The sequence below is a fragment of the Tenacibaculum larymnensis genome (assembly GCF_028829235.1).
Classification (GTDB): domain Bacteria; phylum Bacteroidota; class Bacteroidia; order Flavobacteriales; family Flavobacteriaceae; genus Polaribacter; species Polaribacter larymnensis.
On the sequence record NZ_JAIWJY010000008.1, the window covers coordinates 116168 to 138475 of the forward strand.

The 22308-nt window shown below is 32.7% G+C and carries 17 protein-coding genes; 14 read left to right on the forward strand and 3 right to left on the reverse strand.

The features are described from left to right. Position 1: 1 nt before the first annotated feature. The 5 genes from ilvD (at position 2) to ilvA (ending at position 6903) form a co-directional block, all read left to right on the forward strand. Positions 2-1678 (forward strand): dihydroxy-acid dehydratase, encoded by a 1677-nt coding sequence (gene ilvD / locus LCI24_RS12475; protein ID WP_274640667.1) that lies wholly within the window; start codon positions 2-4, stop codon positions 1676-1678. Positions 1679-1843: 165 nt separating this feature from the next. Continuing rightward, the gene (ilvB, locus tag LCI24_RS12480) at positions 1844-3577 is read left to right on the forward strand and encodes a biosynthetic-type acetolactate synthase large subunit (protein ID WP_274640668.1); all 1734 of its coding nucleotides are present in this window, start codon (positions 1844-1846) and stop codon (positions 3575-3577) included. Between the two features lie 6 nt (positions 3578-3583). After that, positions 3584-4111 carry an acetolactate synthase small subunit gene (ilvN, locus tag LCI24_RS12485; protein WP_274640669.1) on the forward strand — a complete coding sequence of 176 codons (528 nt, stop codon included), beginning with the start codon at positions 3584-3586 and terminating at the stop codon, positions 4109-4111. A 19-nt stretch (positions 4112-4130) separates the two neighbouring features. After that, positions 4131-5633: a ketol-acid reductoisomerase gene (ilvC, locus tag LCI24_RS12490; RefSeq protein ID WP_274640670.1), complete on the forward strand. Its 1503-nt coding sequence runs from the start codon at positions 4131-4133 to the stop codon at positions 5631-5633. A gap of 4 nt (positions 5634-5637) precedes the next feature. Further along, the gene (ilvA, locus tag LCI24_RS12495; protein ID WP_274640671.1) at positions 5638-6903 is read left to right on the forward strand and encodes a threonine ammonia-lyase IlvA; all 1266 of its coding nucleotides are present in this window, start codon (positions 5638-5640) and stop codon (positions 6901-6903) included. Between the two features lie 120 nt (positions 6904-7023). On the opposite strand, the gene LCI24_RS12500 is transcribed toward ilvA, so the two are convergent. Beyond that, positions 7024-7389, reverse strand: a complete 366-nt coding sequence (locus tag LCI24_RS12500) for a YchJ family protein (protein WP_274640672.1) — start codon at positions 7387-7389, stop codon at positions 7024-7026. 161 nt (positions 7390-7550) lie between these two features. On the opposite strand from LCI24_RS12500, the gene LCI24_RS12505 reads away from it, so the two are divergent. The 5 genes from LCI24_RS12505 to LCI24_RS12525 are packed head-to-tail and all read left to right on the forward strand — an operon-like array spanning position 7551 to position 11263. After that, entirely contained in the window at positions 7551-7955 is a 405-nt protein-coding gene (locus LCI24_RS12505; protein WP_274640673.1) for a response regulator, read from the forward strand. A gap of 3 nt (positions 7956-7958) precedes the next feature. Beyond that, entirely contained in the window at positions 7959-8498 is a 540-nt protein-coding gene (locus LCI24_RS12510) for a heme NO-binding domain-containing protein (protein WP_274640674.1), read from the forward strand. Beyond that, positions 8498-10222, forward strand: coding sequence for a GAF domain-containing sensor histidine kinase (locus tag LCI24_RS12515; protein ID WP_274640675.1), 1725 nt, complete (start codon positions 8498-8500; stop codon positions 10220-10222). Before LCI24_RS12510 ends, LCI24_RS12515 begins: the two co-directional genes overlap by 1 nt. 2 nt (positions 10223-10224) lie before the next feature. Then, entirely contained in the window at positions 10225-10542 is a 318-nt protein-coding gene (locus LCI24_RS12520) for an Hpt domain-containing protein (protein ID WP_121147286.1), read from the forward strand. Positions 10543-10552: 10 nt separating this feature from the next. After that, positions 10553-11263: a LytR/AlgR family response regulator transcription factor gene (locus LCI24_RS12525; RefSeq protein ID WP_274640676.1), complete on the forward strand. Its 711-nt coding sequence runs from the start codon at positions 10553-10555 to the stop codon at positions 11261-11263. Between the two features lie 14 nt (positions 11264-11277). On the opposite strand, the gene LCI24_RS12530 is transcribed toward LCI24_RS12525, so the two are convergent. Further along, complete coding sequence (locus tag LCI24_RS12530) at positions 11278-11637, reverse strand: hypothetical protein (RefSeq protein ID WP_274640677.1); 360 nt, start codon at positions 11635-11637, stop codon at positions 11278-11280. A gap of 110 nt (positions 11638-11747) precedes the next feature. On the opposite strand from LCI24_RS12530, the gene LCI24_RS12535 reads away from it, so the two are divergent. Together LCI24_RS12535 and LCI24_RS12540 are read left to right on the forward strand one after the other, a co-directional pair. Continuing rightward, entirely contained in the window at positions 11748-12650 is a 903-nt protein-coding gene (locus LCI24_RS12535; RefSeq protein ID WP_274640678.1) for a J domain-containing protein, read from the forward strand. Between the two features lie 2 nt (positions 12651-12652). Next, positions 12653-12943, forward strand: a complete 291-nt coding sequence (locus tag LCI24_RS12540; protein WP_121147290.1) for a chaperone modulator CbpM — start codon at positions 12653-12655, stop codon at positions 12941-12943. 5 nt (positions 12944-12948) lie between these two features. Here the strand turns inward: LCI24_RS12540 and LCI24_RS12545 are convergent, their stop codons facing one another. Next, entirely contained in the window at positions 12949-15324 is a 2376-nt protein-coding gene (locus tag LCI24_RS12545; protein WP_274640679.1) for an FdhF/YdeP family oxidoreductase, read from the reverse strand. A gap of 172 nt (positions 15325-15496) precedes the next feature. On the opposite strand from LCI24_RS12545, the gene LCI24_RS12550 reads away from it, so the two are divergent. Together LCI24_RS12550 and LCI24_RS12555 are read left to right on the forward strand one after the other, a co-directional pair. Next, complete coding sequence (locus LCI24_RS12550) at positions 15497-20212, forward strand: hypothetical protein (protein WP_274640680.1); 4716 nt, start codon at positions 15497-15499, stop codon at positions 20210-20212. Then, complete coding sequence (locus tag LCI24_RS12555) at positions 20212-22308, forward strand: fibronectin type III domain-containing protein (protein WP_274640681.1); 2097 nt, start codon at positions 20212-20214, stop codon at positions 22306-22308. Before LCI24_RS12550 ends, LCI24_RS12555 begins: the two co-directional genes overlap by 1 nt.

Here is a 22308-nt window from a genome sequence, read left to right on the forward strand (position 1 = left end):
CATGGAACTAAACAAATTTAGTAAACAAGTAACACAAGATGATACACAGCCTGCTGCACAAGCAATGTTGCATGCCATAGGGTTATCAAAAGCAGATTTAGAAAAACCGTTGGTAGGAATAGCAAGTACAGGATACGAAGGAAATCCTTGTAACATGCACCTAAACGATTTAGCGAAATTGGTAAAAGAAGGAACCGAAAACGCTGATTTAGTTGGATTGATATTTAATACCATTGGAGTTTCTGATGGAATTTCTATGGGAACTCCAGGGATGCGTTATTCACTACCATCACGTGATGTAATTGCCGATTCTATGGAAACCGTAGTGCAAGCAATGTCGTATGACGGACTGGTAACCGTAGTAGGATGTGATAAAAACATGCCAGGAGCATTAATGGCAATGTTGCGTTTAAATCGCCCTTCTGTTTTAGTGTACGGAGGAACCATTGCTTCAGGGTGTCATGAAGGAAAAAAATTAGATGTGGTATCTGCCTTTGAGGCATGGGGAGAGAAAGTTGCAGGAACAATTACTAAAAAAGAATATCAAAGTGTGATTGAAAAAGCATGTCCAGGAGCAGGTGCTTGTGGAGGAATGTATACCGCAAATACTATGGCATCAGCTATTGAAGCGCTAGGTATGAGTTTACCTTACAATTCTTCCAATCCAGCAATTAGTGATAACAAAGAACAAGAATGTGTTAAGGCAGGAGAAGCATTACGTGTATTACTAGAAAAAGATATCAAACCATCAGATATCGTTACTAAAAAATCTTTAGAAAATGCGGTACGATTGGTAACAGTAATGGGAGGTTCAACTAATGCAGTACTACACTTTTTAGCGATAGCAAGAGCAGCAGGAGTGAAGTTTACCTTAGAAGATTTTCAACGTATTTCTGATGAAACGCCATTCTTAGCCGATTTAAAACCTAGTGGAAAATATTTAATGGAAGATGTACATAAAGTAGGAGGAACACCTGCAGTTTTAAAATATCTACTAGAAAAAGGATTGTTACATGGTGATTGTTTAACTGTAACAGGTAAAACATTAGCTGAAAATTTAGCTACGGTTCCGAGTTTAACAGAAGGGCAAGATGTAATTAAACCTACTGAGCAACCTATTAAAGCTACAGGTCATCTACGAATGCTTTATGGGAACTTAGCTAAAGAAGGTTCAGTAGCAAAAATAACAGGAAAAGAAGGATTGTATTTTTCTGGAAAGGCAAAAGTATTTGAAGGAGAATATGAAGCGAATGACGGCATACGAGATGGAAAAGTAAAAAAAGGAGATGTGGTTGTAATTCGTTATGAAGGTCCTAAAGGAGGTCCTGGAATGCCAGAAATGCTGAAACCAACAGCAGCTATTATGGGAGTAGGGTTAGGTAAAGAGGTTGCTCTAATTACCGATGGTCGTTTCTCAGGAGGAACTCACGGATTTGTAGTAGGGCATATTACACCAGAAGCACAAGAAGGAGGTGTAATTGCTTTGGTAAAAGATGGCGATACCATAACCATCAATGCAGAAACCAATACAATAAACCTAGTTGTTTCTGAAGAAGAATTAGCAAAGAGAAAACAAGAATGGATTGCTCCTCCTTTAAAGGTAAAAAGAGGAGTACTATATAAATATGCAAGAACAGTAGCATCAGCATCTAACGGATGTGTAACCGATGAATTTTAATCGCAGGGCGATAGCCAGAGGGTTGACCTCCTGAGGCTTGCCTAAAAGTGTTTGATTTTTAGAAAAAGACATGAGAATTAAGATTCAATACTACATCTAGTAGTCTTAAAAATTAAATAAAATAACTAAGCATATAGCTAAAAGCTAAAGCATAAAGCTGAGTTTATGGAAACAAAAACGAAACAACAAACAGAACAAGAAACAACACAAAAAGTAACTATTACAGGTGCAGAAGCTGTAATCAAATGTTTACTAGCTGAAGGAGTCGATTTGTTATACGGATACCCTGGTGGTGCAATCATGCCAGTTTATGATGAACTGTATAAATATCAAGATAAACTACATCACGTATTAACACGTCACGAGCAAGGAGCCACACATGCAGCACAAGGATATGCAAGAGCTACAGGTAAAGTTGGCGTTGCCATGGCAACTTCGGGTCCGGGAGCTACGAATTTAATTACAGGTATTGCTGATGCACAGATAGATTCTACACCAATGGTATGCATAACAGGACAGGTAGGAGCGCATTTATTAGGTTCTGATGCTTTTCAAGAAACGGATATCGTAGGAATTTCAACTCCTGTTACAAAGTGGAATTATCAGATAACGAAAGCAAGCGAGATACCAGAAGTGATGGCGAAAGCATTTTACATTGCTCGCTCAGGAAGACCAGGACCTGTATTGGTAGACATTACTAAAAATGCTCAATTTGAAGAATTTGATTTTGAATACAAAAAATGTACTTCGGTTCGTAGTTATCAACCTGTTCCAAATATGGATATGCAAAGTGTTGAAGCAGCAGTTGAGTTAATTAACAATGCAGAAAGACCATTTGTAGTTTGGGGGCAAGGAGTAATACTTGGAGAAGCAGAAGAAGAATTTAAAGCGTTTATAGAAAAAGCAGGAATTCCATCAGCAAGTACTTTGTTAGGTTTATCTGCTTTACCAACAAAACACCCGCTACATGTTGGTATGGTAGGAATGCATGGTAATTATAGTTCAAATAAACTCACCAATGAATGTGATGTGTTAATTGCCATAGGAATGCGTTTTGACGATCGTGTAACAGGAAATTTAAACAGTTATGCGAAGCAAGCAAAAGTGATACATTTTGAAATAGACCCTGCAGAAGTTGATAAAAATGTAAAAACAGATGTAGCTGTTTTAGGAAATGTAAAAGAAACTTTAGCATCAGCACTTCCTCTTTTGGAAGAAAATTCACACAAAGAATGGTTACAAGAGTTTAGAAATTTAGATGCGGTAGAATTTGATAATGTCATAAAAAACGACCTGTTTCCAACCAAAGATGGTTTAACAATGGGAGAGGTTATCAAACAAATCAATGAAGCTTCTGAAGGTAAAGCTATTGTAGTAACTGATGTAGGACAGCATCAAATGATAGCAAGTCGTTATGCTGAATTCAACCAAACTAAAAGTAGCATTACTTCTGGCGGATTGGGAACCATGGGATTTGCCCTGCCTGCAGCAATTGGTGCAAAAATGGGAGCTTCAGAACGTGAAGTTGTAGCTGTGATTGGTGATGGTGGTTATCAAATGACGATTCAAGAGCTTGGAACAATTTTACAAACGAAAGCAGCTGTTAAAATTGTAGTACTGAATAATGAATTCTTGGGTATGGTACGTCAGTGGCAACAGTTGTTTTTTGACAAACGATATGCTTCAACAGTAATGACAAACCCTGACTTTGTATCAATTGCTAAAGGGTATCATATGGCAGCGAATAAAGTAACTAAAAGAGAAGATTTAGCAACAGCTGTTCAAGAAATGATACAATCTAAAGAAGCTTATTTCTTAGAGGTTTGCGTAGAGAAAGAAGATAATGTATTTCCAATGATTCCAACTGGAGCATCAGTATCTGATGTTCGATTAAAATAATAAAATATGAGTACAAAAAACACCTATACGGTTTCTATTTATACAGAAAATAATATTGGATTATTGAATAGAATATCAGCAATATTTCAACGAAGACACATTAACATAGAAAGTATTAATAGCTCTTCCTCAGAAATAAAAAGTGTTTCTAGAATTACACTTTTAGTAAAGATTACTGAAGAGCAAATGAAAAAAATTATCGGGCAGATAGAAAAACAAGTGGAAGTAATTAAAGCTTTTTACCATACAGATGAAGAAACTGTGTATCAAGAATCGTGTTTGTTTAAACTGAGTACAGACTTATTGACCGATAACGATGATATCCAAACAATTATCAATCAAAGTAAATCAAGAGTCATTAATGTGAACAAAAACTTTTTTGTTCTTGAGAAATCAGGAAGTAAAGAAGAGGTAGAAGAACTCTATCATATTTTAGACAAACATGGTATTAAGCAATTTGTTCGTTCAGGAAGAATTGCCATTACGAAAGAAGAAATGCCAGTATCAAAACTATTACAATTAATAACAGCATAAATAAACAACACAAATAAAAATGAAAAATTATTTCAACCAATTATCATTAAGAGAGCAATTAGAACAATTAGGAAAATGTAGATTTATGAATGCTGATGAGTTTTCAGACGGAACAGCAGCATTAGAAGGTAAAAAAGTGGTAATTGTAGGATGTGGAGCACAAGGATTGAATCAAGGATTAAATATGCGCGATTCTGGTTTAGATATTTCATACGCATTACGTGAAGCAGCAATTAAAGAACAACGTCAATCGTATAAAAATGCAACTGAACACGGTTTTACAGTAGGAACGTATGAAGAGCTAATTCCAACTGCCGATTTGGTATGTAATTTAACACCAGACAAACAACATACGCAGGTAGTAAATGCTGTAATGCCATTAATGAAATCAGGAGCAACTTTATCATACTCTCACGGATTTAATATTGTCGAAGAAGGTATGCAAGTACGTAAGGATTTAACAGTAATTATGGTAGCCCCTAAGTGTCCTGGAACAGAGGTAAGAGAAGAATACAAACGCGGATTCGGAGTTCCTACTTTAATTGCAGTACATCCTGAAAATAACCCAGAAAATAAAGGGTTAGCACAAGCAAAAGCCTATGCATTTGCTACAGGAGGTCATAAAGCAGGTGTGTTAGAATCATCATTTGTTGCTGAGGTAAAATCAGACTTAATGGGAGAGCAAACCATTTTATGTGGGGTGTTACAAACAGGATCTATCTTATCATTCAATAAAATGGTTGAAGAAGGAGTAGAACCAACGTACGCCTCTAAATTAATTCAATACGGATGGGAAACCATTACAGAAGCATTAAAACATGGAGGAATTACCAATATGATGGATCGTTTATCGAATCCTGCAAAAATTAAAGCCTACCAACTTTCCGAAGAATTAAAAGAGGTACTAGAGCCTTTGTTTAATAAACACATGGATGATATTATGTCTGGTCATTTTTCAAAAACGATGATGGAAGATTGGGCGAATGACGATGTAAATTTACTAACATGGCGAGCAGCGACAGGAGAAACTCAGTTTGAAAAAACAGCGGCAACTTCCGAAGAAATTTTAGATCAAGAGTATTTTGATAAAGGAACTTTGTTAGTAGCTTTTGTAAAAGCAGGAGTAGAATTAGCCTTTGAAACCATGGTGAAATCAGGAATCATTTCTGCATCGGCTTATTACGAATCACTACATGAGTTACCACTAATAGCAAACACTGTTGCTCGTAAGAAATTATTTGAAATGAACAGAATTATTTCTGATACTGCTGAATACGGATGTTATTTATTTGACCATGCAGCGAAACCGTTGTTGACTGATTTTATGAAACAAGTAAGTACTGATGTTATTGGAAAAGAGTACAGCACTTCCAATGAAGTAGATAATCTAGAGTTAATTAAAGTGAATAAAGCAATTCGTAATCATCCTATTGAAGAAGTAGGTGCAGAGTTGCGAGAGGCTATGACTGCAATGAAAGTAATCAAAACAAGCGTCAATCAAGAAGAACCTGTTTTAGCATAACACTATGGAAGTTCAAAAAGAAACTTATTTTCCAAAATTAGAAGCAATACAACAAGCTGCTGCGACTTTACAAGAAGTCGTAGCAGTTACTCCGTTGCAAGAAAATTTTAACTTGTCACAACAATTCAATGCTAATATCTTTTTAAAGAGAGAAGATTTGCAGCAAGTCCGTTCATATAAAATTAGAGGGGCTTATAATAAAATTAGTTCCTTAACGGAAGATGAATTAGTAAACGGAATTGTATGTGCTAGTGCAGGAAATCATGCACAAGGTGTTGCTTTGGCGTGTAGAAAAAAAGAAATTTATGGTACTATCTACATGCCAGCACCTACACCAAAACAAAAGGTAGAACAAGTAAAAATGTTTGGGGGCGATTTTGTAGATATTCAATTAATAGGAGATACATTTGATGATGCTTACAAGGCAGCAAAACTTTTATGCGATAGTTTGCAAAAAACATTTGTACATCCGTTTGATGATGAAAAAATTATAGAAGGACAAGCAACCGTTGGTTTAGAAATTTTAGAGCAATCACAACAACCTATTGACTATGTTTTTGTACCTGTTGGTGGTGGTGGATTGGCCTCTGGTTTATCAAGTGTTTTTAAGTTACTGTCCCCAAAAACAAAGATTATAGGAGTAGAGCCAGCAGGAGCACCTTCTATGAAAAAATCGTTAGAGGAAAATAACAATATTAAGCTTGATAGTATTGATAAGTTTGTAGATGGTGCAGCAGTTCAGCAAGTAGGAGAGTTAACCTACAGAATTTGTCAAGAAAATTTATCGGATATGATAACTGTTCCTGAAGGAAAAGTGTGTCAAACGATATTAGAAATGTATAATAAAGAAGCCATTGTAGTAGAGCCTGCAGGAGCTTTGACTATAAGTGCACTTGATTTTTATCAAGAAGAATTAAAAGGTAAAAATGTAGTTTGTGTTATTAGCGGAAGTAACAACGATATTACTCGTACTGCCGAAATAAAAGAACGTGCATTGTTATATGGCAAATTGAAGCATTATTTCATTGTTCGTTTTCCACAACGTGCTGGAGCTTTAAGAGAGTTTGTAGCTGAGGTATTGGGAGAGAATGATGACATCACTTTTTTTGAATATTCTAAAAAAACCAATAGAGAAAACGGACCAGCTGTAGTAGGTATAGAATTAGAAAAGAAAGAAGATTTACAACCTTTAATTCGTAGAATGAAAGAGCGTAGTTTTTATGGTGAATATTTAAATGATAAACCTAATTTATTTGAATTCTTAGTGTAGTATTAATGAGATTGTCTAAGATAAAATGTCATTCCGAACGAGGGACGAGGAGGAATCTCTTAAAAACGAGTAACAAACAAAAGATTTCTCCCTTGGGTCGAAATGACGTTTTCGACAGTCTTATTTTTGACCAAGATACACCCAATGGTCATTCTCTTTACAAAAAAGAGAGTTTTCATGGATAACATCGATATTGCCATTTTCCATAAAAAAAGCCTTAAACTCAACAGTAGTTTCTGTTGTGTGCAACACCTCTAGTTTTATCCAGTTAACAGATTTTGTCCAAGCTAAAATTTCTTTCTTTTCTCTTTTGGAAGGTCTGGTATTACTATGGTGACTTTTTTGTAGATAATCGATATTAGCTAGTGCAAAAGCGCTGTATCTTGAACGCATTAAAGCTTCAGCTGAGGTAACTGAATGAATGTTTTGATGTGCTTTTTGACAGCAATCACTGTATTTTTTATTTGGATTACAAGGGCATTGCATAGCTTAAAAGATTTGTTTCAAAAGTAGGTGAAAAAAGTAAAAAATCAATTCGTCTATAGTAAAACGCATTTCATCTATAGATAAATAGTTCTTTATCAAAGAAAAAAACCATAACTTTAGATTTGATTTATTTTTATCAAGTTAGTTTTTAATCTAAGATTTTGAATAAAAAAATAAAAATACTTTTAATAGAAGATGATAAGATAGAGGTGCTTAAGTTTAATAGAGCTATTACTCCTGTTTTAGAAAATCATATAATTACACAAGCTAATAATGGAAAAGAAGCCTTATCTTTATTGGAAAAAGATTTACCAAATATAATTTTATTAGATTTGAATATGCCTGATACTAACGGGATTGAGTTTTTATCTATTCTAAAAAATGATGAAAAGTTAAAACATATTCCTACCATAGTACTAACAACATCAGATAATGATAAAGACATTACAGAATGTTATAGATTGGGAATAGCAGGATATGTTTTAAAGCCTTTAAAGTATCAAGATTATGAAAAAAAAATAGGAACAATAATAGGGTATTGGAGCCTTAATGAATTTAAAAAATAAAATATGAAAGGGATTGTTTTTACAGAGTTCTTGGATTTAGTTGAAGATAAATTTGGTATCGAAATGGTAGATAAAATTATAGAACAATCTGAGTTAGATTCTGGTGGAGTATACACTGCTATTGGTACATACAAATTTTCTGAAATGCTACAATTATTAGAGAATTTGAGTAATAATACAGGAGTTTCAATAGATGATTTGTTGTTAGTATACGCAGAACATTTCTTTTCAGTGATAGAAGACAGTTATCCCGGACTTTTAGCTACATATAATGATCCTATAGAGATGCTGTCATCTATTGAAGACCATATTCATGTAGAAGTAAAAAAGATTTATCCAGATGCAGAATTACCAACATTTCTTGTTGAAGAGAAAAGCGAAAATTCACTTGTAATGCTATATAAATCAAGTAGAGCAATGCATCATTTTGGATTAGGTTTAATGAATAAAACGTTTGAACATTTTAATAGTTCAGCAGAAATTATTTTAGAAAAAATTAAAAATGACGGAACTGAAGTAAGGTTTATTATCAATAAAAATTAGTGAGTATAAAAGAAATAGAAATACTACAAAGAGCGCTAGAAAGACAAAAAAAAGCTAGAAAACAAGCGGAGAAAATACTAGAAGAAAAATCGTTAGAATTATTTAATATTTCTCAAGAGCTAAAGGTAGTTAATGAACAATTAGAAGACCTTTTAGATGAGAAAGATTCGCAATTAAAAGGAATTTTTGAAAATATTAATGATGCTTATCTAGTAATGGATATTAATGGTAATGTGTTAAAAATGAACGATGTTGCCGTAGAGTTATTTGGTTTTGATGTAAATGAAGAAGATGTAAATGTTGTAAGCCTTATTTATCCTGAACAAGAAGATTATGATTATGCGATGAATTCTTACGCACAATTATTAAAAAAAGGATACTTCACCAATTATGTAGCTAGAGTTATTACTAAAAAAGAAGAAGTAAAATGGGTAAATATTAACTCAAGCGTAGTTTTTGATAAAAATAATACTCCAATAGCTGCACAAGGAATTATTAGAGATATAACTAACCAAAGAAAAGAACGACAAGTAATTGAAGTTATAAATAACACAGCCAAATCAATTTTAGGTAAAGAAGATATCTATGAAATAGCATGGGAAGTATCAAACAGCGTTGCTAATTATTTAAATACTGACGATTGTGTTGTTTACTTAGTAAATGAGAAGAGAAAACAATTAGAATTAATAGCATCATTTGATAAAAGAGAAAGAGAGAGCAAAGAAATTTACGAAAAAATGCGATTACCTTTTGAAAAAGGTGTGGTTGGAAGCGTAGCAAAATCAGGTGTTTCAGAAATTATAGATAATACAAGTTTAGATGATAGATACGTGGTTTATATTACCCCAAAACTGTCAGAATTAACAGTACCTATAAAGAATGAAGATAAGGTAATAGGAGTTATAAATGCAGAGCATCAAGAGAAAAACTATTTTACAGAAGAGCACTTAAAAACGATAGAAGGTATTGCAGGTTTAGTATCGCTTCAGTTAAAAAGTGCAATAAACATTAAAAAACGTAAAAAAGTAGAAAAGAAAAATACTGACTTATTAAAAAAGGTAGCAAAAAGTAATCAAGAACTAGAAGAATATGCACACATAGTATCCCACGATTTAAAATCTCCTATCAGAAGTATTCATGCTTTGACCAGTTGGATTAAAACTGATAATGAAGGAGTTTTTGATGAAGCTAGTCTCCAAAATTTTGAACATATTGAAAATACTCTTGAAAAAATGGAACAACTCATTACTGATGTGCTAGAATACTCTAGTGTAGTTAATGGAGTTAAAGAAGACGATGATGTAGATTTAAATTTGCTAATTGAAGAAGTTAAGAAAGTAATATATGTGCCAAAAAACATTTCAATAAAAGTTTTACAGAAATTACCCATTATAAAAGGAGACAAAACAAAGTTTCTACAATTATTTCAAAACCTGATAAATAATGCAATTAAGTTTAACGATAAAGAAAAAGGGATTATTGAAATTGATGTAAAAGACCAAAACTCTTTTTATAAGTTTTCAATAAAGGATAATGGAATTGGTATTGAAAAAGAACACTTTGATAAAATTTTTAAAATTTTCCAATCTTTAAAAAAGTCTAAAGACTCTTCAGGGATTGGTTTGTCAATCGTAAAAAAAATTGTAGATTTTTATAAAGGAGAAATATGGTTAGAGTCTGAAATAAATAAAGGAACAACCTTCTTTTTTACAATAAAAAAGTAATTATGGAGCAACCAAACTTATCTTATATAAATGCACTTTCTAAAGGAGATGAGGAGTTTAAAAAACAAGTTACAGCAGTTTTAAAAGAGGAACTTTCAGGTGAAATAGAAAGCTATTTTTTATACATTAAAAATAACGACTTTAAGAAAACTAAAGAAATTGTTCATAGAATTAAGCATAAAATGAGTATTTTAGGCTTAGAAAAAAGCTATAAAATAACCAACGAGTTTGAAAACAACCTTGCAGACAATAGCATAGAAAACAAAGAACATTTTGAAAGTGTATTGCCTGTAATGCTTGCTTTTTTAAAGGAACTTTAAAAGATTAACTATGAACTGTATTGTTATTGATGATGAACTAATGTCAAGAATGATTCTCAAAAAAGTGAGTGAACAAGTAGAAGGATTAAAACTTGTAGGAGAATTTTCTAATGCAATACAAGCAATAAAATTTTTAAACAATAATAAAGTAGATGCTATCTTTTTAGATATTCATATGCCAGATTTTACGGGGTTTGATCTTATTCAAACGCTAAAAGATCCACCTAAAATTGTATTGACTACCTCTGATAGAAATTTTGCTGTTGAAGCTTTTGAGTATGATTTTGTTGTAGACTACATAGTAAAACCAATAGAGTTAGAGCGCTTTAAAAAATCGGTAGAGAAAATTATTGCAGCCATAGAAAAAGATAATAATGTAAAACCAGGAAAGAAAGATCAACCCACAGATGTAAATACACTATATGTAAATATTGATAGACGATTAGTAAAAATTGATATTCCGAGTATTTATGTTGTAGAAGCTAAAGGCGATTATATTAAAGTTAAAACAGAAGAGAAAAACTACATTGTTCACAGTCCTTTAAAAAAGATTGAAGAAAAATTACCTTCAGAATCATTTTTAAAAGTACACAGGTCTTATATTATAAATACAAATGAAATTATTGATATAGAGGATAATAGTGTGCTTATAAAACAAGATGTTATTCCTGTAAGTAGATCTAATAGAAATGAGCTTAAAAGAAGACTAAACTTACTATAATTATCTTATTTAAGTTAATTAACTAACTCATTTTGTTCTTGAACTCTAAAACAACGTTCTTCCCCAAGAAATAAAGGATTTCCGTGCTTTTCAGACCAAAACCCGTCTAAAATATTTTTAGAAAGACAAGAGTATACAGCAACACCTTTATAAATAGTGTTGTCATCACCATTATAATTAAAGTTGATAACAAGAATGTTATTCTTAAAAAAGCCAGTTCCAAATTGTTCTTGTTCGTTGTTAATTATCCATTTTGCAATAATTCTACTATTTTCATCAAGAGTTAAAGAAAGAGTGCCTTTATAAGTGTTCTCACTTTCATCTTGGTTACTACCAATAATATTGTATGTTCCTACTAAATCTTCTACTGTCATTCAATCTTCAAATAAAAGTGCAAAAATACATTAAAAAGAAGTAGGGGTAAAGCATTGTTTTTATGTTATTAAATTTCGTAATTTTAGTGTGTTAGGTCAATCGAAATGATATGGAATTTATAGATTATTACAAAGTTTTAGGAATAAATAAAAAAGCAACTGCTGCCGATATAAAAAAAGCCTATCGGAAGTTAGCAAGAAAATATCATCCAGATACAAACCCGAATGATGAAGAAGCTAAAAAGAAGTTTCAGCAAATAAATGAAGCTAATGAAGTATTAAGTAACCCTGAAAATCGTAAAAAGTACGATGAGTACGGAGAAAACTGGCAACATGCAGAAGCATATGAGGAGGCTAGAAAACAACGCGCTAGTCAAAGTGGATTTGGAAGAGGAGGGGCTTATCAGCAATATTCATCCTCAGATTTTGATGGAACTGATTTTTCTGATTTTTTTAATGCTGCCTTTGGTGGTGGAAGAAGCTCAGGTAGACGTACAGCACAATTTAGAGGACAAGATTTTAACGCTTCATTACAATTAAACTTAAGAGATGTTTATACTTCGCAAAAACAAGTACTGACGGTAAATGATAAAAAGATACGAATAACAATTCCTGCTGGAGTAGAAAATGGGCAAACAATTAAAATAAAAGGATATGGAGGAGAAGGTATAAACGGAGGCCCTAAAGGAGATTTATACATCACTTTTGATATTAAACCTGATATTAATTTTAAACGTGATGGCGCTAATTTATATGCAGAACAAACTATTGATTTATATACCGCAGTATTGGGTGGAGAGGTAGTGATTAATACTTTTGTTGATAAAGCTAAATTAAAAGTAAAAGCAGGTACCCAAAATGGAACTAAGGTTCGATTGAAAGGAAAAGGTTTTCCGAAGTATAAAAATGAAGGTCAGTTTGGAGATTTATATGTTACTTACAAAATAGATATTCCAACCAATTTAACAGATGAACAACGAGAGTTATTTACAAAACTTTCTAAATTGAAATAAATATGGGCAATACAGAACTAATAAGTGTACAAAAAGTTATTGTTCATCACAATTTAGATGAACAATTTATAGAAAGTATTGAATCTTTTCAACTCATAGAGTTTGTAGTAAAAGATTCCAATAAATACTTATATACAGAACAGTTACCTATTTTAGAGAAAATAATCAGATTACACTACGATTTAGAGGTAAACATGCAAGGTATAGATGTAATTAATAATATGCTTGATAGAATGGATTCTATGCATAAAACAATTAAGCAACTAGAAAATAAATTAAAACTATACGAGTAAATTTTTTATGAATTGGACTTCTTATGAAGAACTCCCTCTATTTTATCATAGATGTCAGGATTGTGCTTTTTAATTTTAATTTTAATATGTTTTGAAGCAGGCATATTACTTCCTTTTACGGTATTATGGATTGAAACAAGTACGTTAGTTTCAGGAAAATAAGTGACAGTGTTTTTTTCAGGAATAGGATATTCAACAATAATAAATAGCGGAGCGATACGCTCTGTGTTATTATCATAATTATATAAATCTACCTTATCACCAGATGTAAAACCTGCTTTTTCAATATCTTTTTTATTCATGAAAATTACACGACGTTCATTATGAATTCCACGGTAGCGATCATTTAATCCATAAATAGTAGTATTAAATTGATCATGAGTTCTTACTGTGGCCATTAAATACTCATCATCAGCTAATGTGTTTTGTGGTAATGTGGTTATAGAAAATGGGGCACGATCTCCAAACTCTTTTGTTTTAAAGTTCCCTTCACGAGCTGCATTAGGTAAGTAAAATCCGCCTTTTTGTTTTACACGAACATTGTAGTTGTCAAAACCAGGAATACATTTTTCTATATCATCTCTTACAGCATCATAACTATTCATATATCGATCCCAATCAACCACACTTTTATCTCCTAAAGTAGCTTTTGCCATACGACTCACAATGTGAGTTTCGTTGATAAGCTTGTCAGAAATAGGTTTTAATACTCCTTTAGACCATTCAACAATTCCCATAGCATTTTCAGCACTTGTATACTGATGCTCACCATTAACAATATCAATTTCACTTTTAGAAATAGTAGGTAAAATTAAAGCCTCTTTTCCATGAATCAAATGGGTTCGGTTTAACTTAGTTGAAACAGAAACAGACAAATCAAGTTGTCTCATTCCATTTGCAGTATAAGTGGTGTCAGGAGTTGCTGATAAGAAATTTCCCCCCATGCTAAAATGGACTTTAATTTTTCCTTCATTCATAGCCTTTATGGTATTCACAACATCATAACCATTATTTCTTGGTGGATTAAAGTCGAAAACCTCTTGTAATTTATCAAGTTGCTCTACAGAAGGACTGTGGTTAATAAGCATCGTTCTATTTCCTTGAACATTACTATGACCTCTTACAGGACAAGAACCTGCTCCGGACTTACCAATACTTCCTTTTAAGAATAACAGGTTTAGAACTTCTTTTAAAATATCAACACCGTTAGGTTGTTGCGTAAGTCCCATTCCCCAGCAAATAATAATTCGGTTTTTATGAGCTAGCATTTCTGCAGCTTTTTGAATATCTTCTTTTAAAACACCAGATGCATTTGCTAATTCATCTAAATCATAGTTTTCAATTTGCTTAATTAAATCTTCATAACCAACTGTTTTATTATTGATGAATTCTTGGTCAAAAACTTTACCAGGAGTTTCTTTCTCAAAATGTAATAGTAAGAGTTCGATAGCTTTTAGCAATGCTAAATCTCCATTAATTTTAACAGGAAGATGTAAATCGGCAAGTTGGATACCTTTTCCTAAAATACCGCTTATTTTTTGAGGATCTCGGAATCCCATTAAACCAGCTTCGGGAAGAGGGTTAACAGCAATAATTTTAGCTCCGTTCTTTTTCCCTTTTTCTAAAGCACTTAACATTCGTGGAGAGTTCGTTCCTGGATTTTGACCAATAATCATGATGACATCGGTATCGTAGAAGTCTTTTAAAGTAGCAGTTCCTTTTCCTATACCCGTAACTGAGGCTAAGGTAAAACCAGATGTTTCGTGACACATATTAGAACAATCAGGGAAGTTGTTAGTTCCAAATTCACGCACAAAAAGTTGATATGCAAAAGAAGCTTCGTTACTTGTTCTTCCAGAAGTGTAAAAAGCAGCATTATCTGGAGACTCTAACCTATTTAAGTGTTCGGAAATTTTTGCAAAAGCATTGTCCCAGCTAATAGGTTCATAATGTGTACCATTTTTAGGCAGGTACATAGGCTCAGAAAGTCTACCTAGATGTCCAATTTCATAATCAGTTAATTGAGAAAGCTCATAAATAGAATTTTGTTTAAAAAAATCTGCAGTAATTTTTTTACTAGTAGCTTCTTCAGCTATAGCTTTTGCACCATTTTCACAATATTCAGCAATAGGTGATCGCTCATCATCAGGATCAGGCCAACCACAACTAGGACAGTCAAAACCATCAAACTGATTCATTTTAAACAAAGCTTTTCCTCCTCTAACTAAAGCCTTATCGTTTATTAAACTCTTTATAGCGTTTGTAACTCCAGGAATTCCTGCAGCCCAATCTTTTGGTTTACCAGTTCTTAAGCTTAATAATTTGTACGGAGGTTCAGCAGAAGGTTGTTTATCGGCTTGTTTATTAGCTTTGTTATCCATTGTTTTTCTAGAATCTTTATGAGATATAAAATTAAGAAAAAAAGAGAACAATTAGGGTGTGAATATTTTTGTTAAAAAAATGTGAATTTTTTTATTCTTCAACTTTGGAAAACAGCAAATTACTGCATATGTTTGCACGGCTAAAAATGAAATTGTTAACCCCTTATTGCTTATGAAAAAAATTACTTTTTTCTTTTTTATTGTATTCTCTCAATTAGTTTTTTCTTCAACAGATAATCCTTTAGATAGTATTTCTAGGTCGGAAAAAGCACTTCCTAAATTAATAGAGTTTTCTTCTAAAGCAAAAGGAGAGTTTGATTTTGATTATGTAAAGGAAAATTACTCTGATCCTAAGATAGATACACTTATAAGTAGAGCAACCTCTGTTTTTGAGGCGATAGAAAAAACAGGTAGCTATGTAGATGTTTTAGGCTCTGATGATATGATTACTTTACCGGTTGGTGTTAAAAAGAGATTCGGTAAATACACAGCTTTATTAGGTGTAAGTAAAGCTAAGTTTTATCCAGATTATACTGAGGTTACACTTTTTGCTAAACTGACAGTTGGTCAATTAGGAGCGAACGGAAAGCAACAAGAGCTTTTTTTTGGAGCAGATAACATAAAAATATCTCATAATGGGGGAATTTATGGTGATACCAATATATCCTTGTTTGGTGATGTAGCAATACCAATACAAGGTAACAAAGGTTTACTGGAATTGAAGGGAGGTTTTAATATGAAAACAGGTATTGTAGAAAACAAAACCTATATAACCATTGATTGTTCTGGAATTAAAGAAATAGGGGTAGCGGCCGATGTATTGTTCTCAAGAGAACTATTAGAGCCATTGGACGCCAACTACAAAGTTATTCAAGATACAAAAACAAGGGTTAAAGGCTCTTTTAAAACAGTAGTGTCAGATTGGAACGATATTATTGCAGAGATAAATTTAAGTCATCCATTTCAATTAAAAGATAAAAAATCTACAACAGGTAGGGGTAAAGGAGGGTTAGTCTTTGAAGTTAAAAATGCTGTTTTTGATTTTAGTGATTTAAGAAACTCTACAAATATGAGTTTTCCTAACTCGTATAAAGAAAAGTACCTAGTTCCTGGGAATGAAGAATTGTGGAGAGGAGTATCTATAGAAGAAATAAAAATTATTGCGCCTAAGGAGTTTATGAAAAGAAATGAACAAAATAGGCTTAGCTTTTCAGCAAAAGAATTTTTAATTGATGGCGAAGGAATAACGGGGCAATTCTCAGTAGAAAATCTTTTTTCTATCGAAGAAGGAATAGCTTCAGGTTGGCCTATTTCTGTAACTGATCTGCATGCTTCTTTTATAGCAAACAAAATAACAGGAGCTGGCTTTGGTGGGCATATAGCTTTGCCTACTTCAGGAAAAGTTACAAAGGAAGATATTATTAATCAAACAGAGCTTGTTAAAGGAGTTAGGAAAGCAATTAAATATACAGCTATAATTGATGTAGGGAATGATGATTATAGTTTAGCTCTGGAACCCATAGCAAAAAAAGGATTACACTTTCCTGTTTTTATGGCAGAGGCACACTTAAAATCAAATTCAAGTGTAACTCTTAAAGTTAAGGAGGGTAAGTTTAGACCGAAAGCTAATTTGCATGGTAGTTTAACTATTGGAAGGAAAAACAGTAATGGAAGTAAGCTGGTTGATTTTAAAGGCATCACATTTGAAAATCTTCAGTTGCAAACGGAATCTCCATATTTTTCTGTTGATTACATGGGGTATAAAGATGATGTGAAATTTGGAAACTTTCCAGTAACAATATCAGAAATAGGACTAACAGCCAATGATAATAGAATAGGGTTAAGTTTTGCGTTGGATGTAAACTTAATGAATAAAGGGTTTGCTGGAGGTACAAAACTAAAAATTAAAGGAAAATTTGAAGATAAGGATAATACGCATAGATGGAAGTACGATGGAATAGATATTCAAAGAATAAATGTTGAAGCAGATTTAGGAAGTGTTAAGTTTAAAGGACTTGTTGATATCAAAGACAATGATCCTGTATATGGTAATGGATTTTACGGTGAGTTAGAGGCAGATTTTAATAGTATTAATGTAAAAGCTACAGCTTGGTTTGGTAAAACAGATGTAAGGTACTGGTATGTTGATGCTTATGCTGATTTATCTTCTATGAGAGCAAAACCTACGATTGGACCTGTTGAAATTAACGGTTTTGGAGGTGGTGCTTATTACCACATGAAAAAGACATCTAATCCGCCTAAATTAGTATACCAAGGAGAGTTAGATGAAAATGGAAACCCTGTGCCAGTTAAGACTCCAAAACCTCCTTCAGGAATGGATTATACTCCAGACGCTAACTCAGGCCTAGGGTTCAGAGCAATGTTAGGGTTTGCATTAGCGAACGAAGGTGCTTTTAATGGTAAGGTTGGTTTTGAAATGGCTTTCAATACCCATGGAGGTTTGAATAGGATATTTTTCTTCGGGGAAGCTCATATAATGCAAGGTTATAAGTTAGAGTTTGCGGATAAGTTTAAAGAAAAGCTCAATAAACTTGAAAATAAAATTAATGATTTAGCCAATAATCAGTTGGTTAAAGACTTAAAAGAAACAAATTTAGTAGAGTACAGTAAAGTATCTTTTCCACAAGATGGATTAACTTTTGATGTGGGGATTGATGCTCATTTCTCTATGGAAATGGATTTTGTGAATAATTCTTTTCATAGTGAAATGGAAGTATATGTAAACACACCAGGAAACTTTTTTAGTGGTGTTGGTCCAAGAGGTAGAGCAGGATGGGCGGTTTTCCATACTGGACCAGATGGATGGTATTTACATATGGGAACTCCGAAAGATCGTATAGGACTTCGAGTAGGAATAGGTGGTTTTAGTGTATCAGCAACAACCTATTTAATGATTGGAGATAATATACCGGGTAGCCCACCACCACCACAAGCAGTAGCTGATATTTTAGGAGTAAACCTAAATAGTCTAGACTATATGAGAGATTTAAATGCATTAGGAGATGGAAGAGGTTTTGCTATAGGTATGGACTTTAGTCTAGATACAGGAAACATGAATTTCTTAATGTTTTATGCCCGATTTAGAGCTGGATTAGGGTTTGATATCATGATTAAAGATTATGGGGAAACCGCTTGTAAAGGAAGTGGACAAATAGGTGTTGATGGTTGGTACGCAAACGGACAAGCCTATGCATATTTAGAAGGAGAGCTAGGAATAAGGGTTAATTTATGGTTTTATAAAGCAAAAATCCCTATAGTAAAAGCCGGAGCAGCTGTGTTATTACAGGCAAAATTACCAAATCCTAGTTGGTTTAGAGGCTATGTTGGCGGTCATTTTAGTGTGCTAGGAGGAATGATAAAAGGACGTTTTAGGTTTAAAATTGAGCTCGGTGAGGAATGTGAAATAATAGGTGGAGCTCCATTAGGAGGAATAAAGATAATTTCGGGAGTCACACCTGATAATGATGCTACAGAGGTCGATGTTTTCACGGCACCACAATCAGCATTTAATATGAAAATAAATAAATCTTTTGAACTAGAAGACGATAAAGGAGTAAAGACTTATAGAATTTTACTAGATGAGTTTACCGTAAAAAGTGATGGAAAAGTAATAGAAGGAGAGTTAGAGTGGAATGAGTCACAAGATGTAGTGAATTTTGTTTCTTTTGATGTTTTACCCCCGCAAAAAGCTATTCAGGTAAAAGTGGCGGTTAGTTTTCAAGAATTAAAATCAGGAAGTTGGATTACATTAATGCACAACGGTAAAAAAGCTCAAGAAATAGAAGAAAGAACTTTTACTACAGGTATAGCACCAGATTATATTCCGGTTGAAAATATAGAATATACATACCCTGTAATAGATCAGAAATATTTTTATCAAGATGAAAGTACAACTGGTTATGTGAAATTAAAAAGAGGTCAACCATACTTGTTTGCGCCTGAAACAAATTGGAAACAAAATGTAGTTTATAGTAACGAAGAAGGGCATAGTTTTGTAAATACTGTATCTTACAATAAAGGTGAAAGACAAGTTAATTTTAAATTAGGCGAATTCAATAATCAAAAGAAATATACATTGAAATTGATTAGTTCACCAGATGCAGGAGAAGGTTCTGTAAATGAAACTTCTTATACTAAACAAGATACCGGTTATGAAGGTAATACGGTAGAGGTTAAAAATAAAGAGGTACAAAGTGTTGTTAATAACGAAGCAGTAACTGAGTTATTGACCTATGAGTTTACTACAAGTGAATACAATACATTTGCTAAGAAAGTAGATGATAAAAGAGTAGTAAAACATTATCTAGAACCTATTTATTCAGATGTACATGCTATTCAAACAGATGTTAGAGAATCTGAAAGATTTGATAGAATTGAATTAGAAGGAGGTAAGTATTCAGGAAAGCAACCTTTAATTGAAACTGAAGCAGTTCTTGATGATAATTATTATGAAGATAGAATTTATCAGTTAATTTATGAAAAGTATCCTTTAGAACCTGAATTTATAGTAGACAGAGATGTAAAAGATTTAGGGATTCCACCTAAAAAGGGAATTGATATCTTAACTTGGTATGTACCGTATTTAAGAAATAACCCTACATTCTCATTGTTAAGTAAACGAATTCCTTATAGATATAATTTGCCTTATCATTATAAGAGAGACTTTATGGATATACAATATAAAGTGGTAAATAAATATTTAAATGATCCTACTGAATATGCATCGAAAATTCAGAAGTATAATTACATCATCAATGGGGTATTCCCAGCGATATGGTCTGGTAAATATAAGGTTAAAATGCAATATGTAATGCCAGGAGGAGTATTAGGAACAAGTACAGTATTTAAATATAAAAATCCTTTTTAATGCTATTTATTAAGAAAAGAAATATAATAGTACTATTAATTTTTGTGTTCTCAACTTTAGTAGCTTTTTCACAAGTTAAAGAAGTAAACAAGAATGTCATTAAAGTATTAGCAAGACCCCATAGTAGTCATAAAATTATGTTGAGATGGGGAGCAACAACTCCAATGTCGTTTAGAAAATTGGCAAAGTATGGTTATAGCTTAAAGCGATACACCATTAGTATTAGTGGGCAAACATTGTCAAAGCCTATTGAGAAAGATTTAGGAATTTTTAAACCTGCAGAACCAAAAAAATGGATTAGTATAATAGAGAAAAATAACAATGCAGCTATTATGGCTCAATCGTTATTTGGAGAAAGTTTTGATGTTGAAGGAGTTGGTTCTTTACAAGGAATTATAAATATGTCTCAAGAGCAAGAACAGCGATTTACTTGGGCATTATATGTAGCAGATCAGGACTTTGAAGTAGCAAAATTAGCAGGGTTAGGTTTTGAAGATTTAAAGGTGAAATCTACAGAAAAATATGTTTATAAAGTTTTTCCTTTAGTACCAAAAGAAGAAATGAAAATCAAAGACGGAGGAGTTTTTGTAGGGCTTCAAGACTATCAGGATTTACCTAAACCGTTAGACTTAGCTGCTATTTTTGATGATCAAAAGGTAATGTTAAACTGGAACTATGCAATCCATAAAAATGAATTTAATAGTTATTTTATAGAACGTTCAGAAGATGGAGTAAATTTTAATCAACTCAATAAGCTGCCGTACACTACATTAAATAGCGGTGGTAGGATAGATACTAAGAGAATTTACTACACAGATTCCATTCAAAATAACAAAACCTATTACTATAGGGTAAAAGGAAGAACTCCTTTTGGAGAGTTAAGTCCACCTTCTGATATTATTTCAGGAAAAGGGGTGAAAGTTTTGCCTTATGTGCCCAAAATTTCAAGTAAAAAAGTAGTAAATAATAATAAAAGTGTAGTTCTAAAATGGGAGTTTTTAGAAGAGGGGGTTGAATTTATCAAAGGTTTTGAACTTAATAAAAGCAATAAAGCGAATGGTACGTATAAAACTGTTATTAAAGGTATATCTAAAGGAACAAGAAAAATTCAATACGATGAATTAGATCCTACGAACTATTTTACAATTACCGCTATAGGTAAGCAAGGAAATAGCAGAACATCATACCCAGTGTTGGTGCAACCAGTAGACTCTATTCCTCCAGTAAAACCAATAGGTTTAGAAGGTAAGGTAGATAGTTTAGGTGTAGTTACTTTACAATGGAAAAAGAATATTGAGCCAGATATGTTAGGATATCGAGTTTTTAAAGGGAACAATGCGAAAGAAGAGTTTTCTCAAATTACAGTTAGTCCGCATCTTGCAATAACTTTTTATGATAGTGTTTCAGTAAAAAGTTTAAATGATAAAGTATATTATAAAATAGTAGCGGTAGATAGAAGGTATAATATGTCTGAATATTCAGATGTTTTAGTATTGAAAAAACCAGACTTTATTCCGCCAGCACCGCCTGTAATAACATCTTATAATGTTAAAAAAGAGACTGTGAATTTAACTTGGGCTAACAGTCAGAGTAACGATATTGCAAAACATGAGGTATATAGACGAGTTAGGGATAGTATTCAATGGAATTTAATAGCAACGTTACCAAAAGACACCTTACATATTGAATATACAGACTGGAAAGATACCAATGTAGAAGGAGCTACAGCTTACCAATATTTAATAAAAGCGGTAGATGATAGTAATTTACAATCTATCAATACAAAGCATACAACCATAGAAGTACCAAGATTTACTTTGCTTAAAGGGATTAAGGGACTGAATACTTATGTTGACAGAACGAATGCTTTTATAGAATTGTTTTGGAAAACAGTAAATAAAGAAGCTATTGTTGAAATAATGATTTATAAAGGGAAAAAAGATGAAAAAGTTTCCTTGTTAAAAAATGTTTTACCGAGCACAAATAGAATAGTAGATGAAAATGTAAAACCAAATAATATATACACTTATATATTACGCCCTGTTTTTGTTGATGGTAGCTTAGGACAAATAAGAAAAATTGAAGTGAAGTATTAA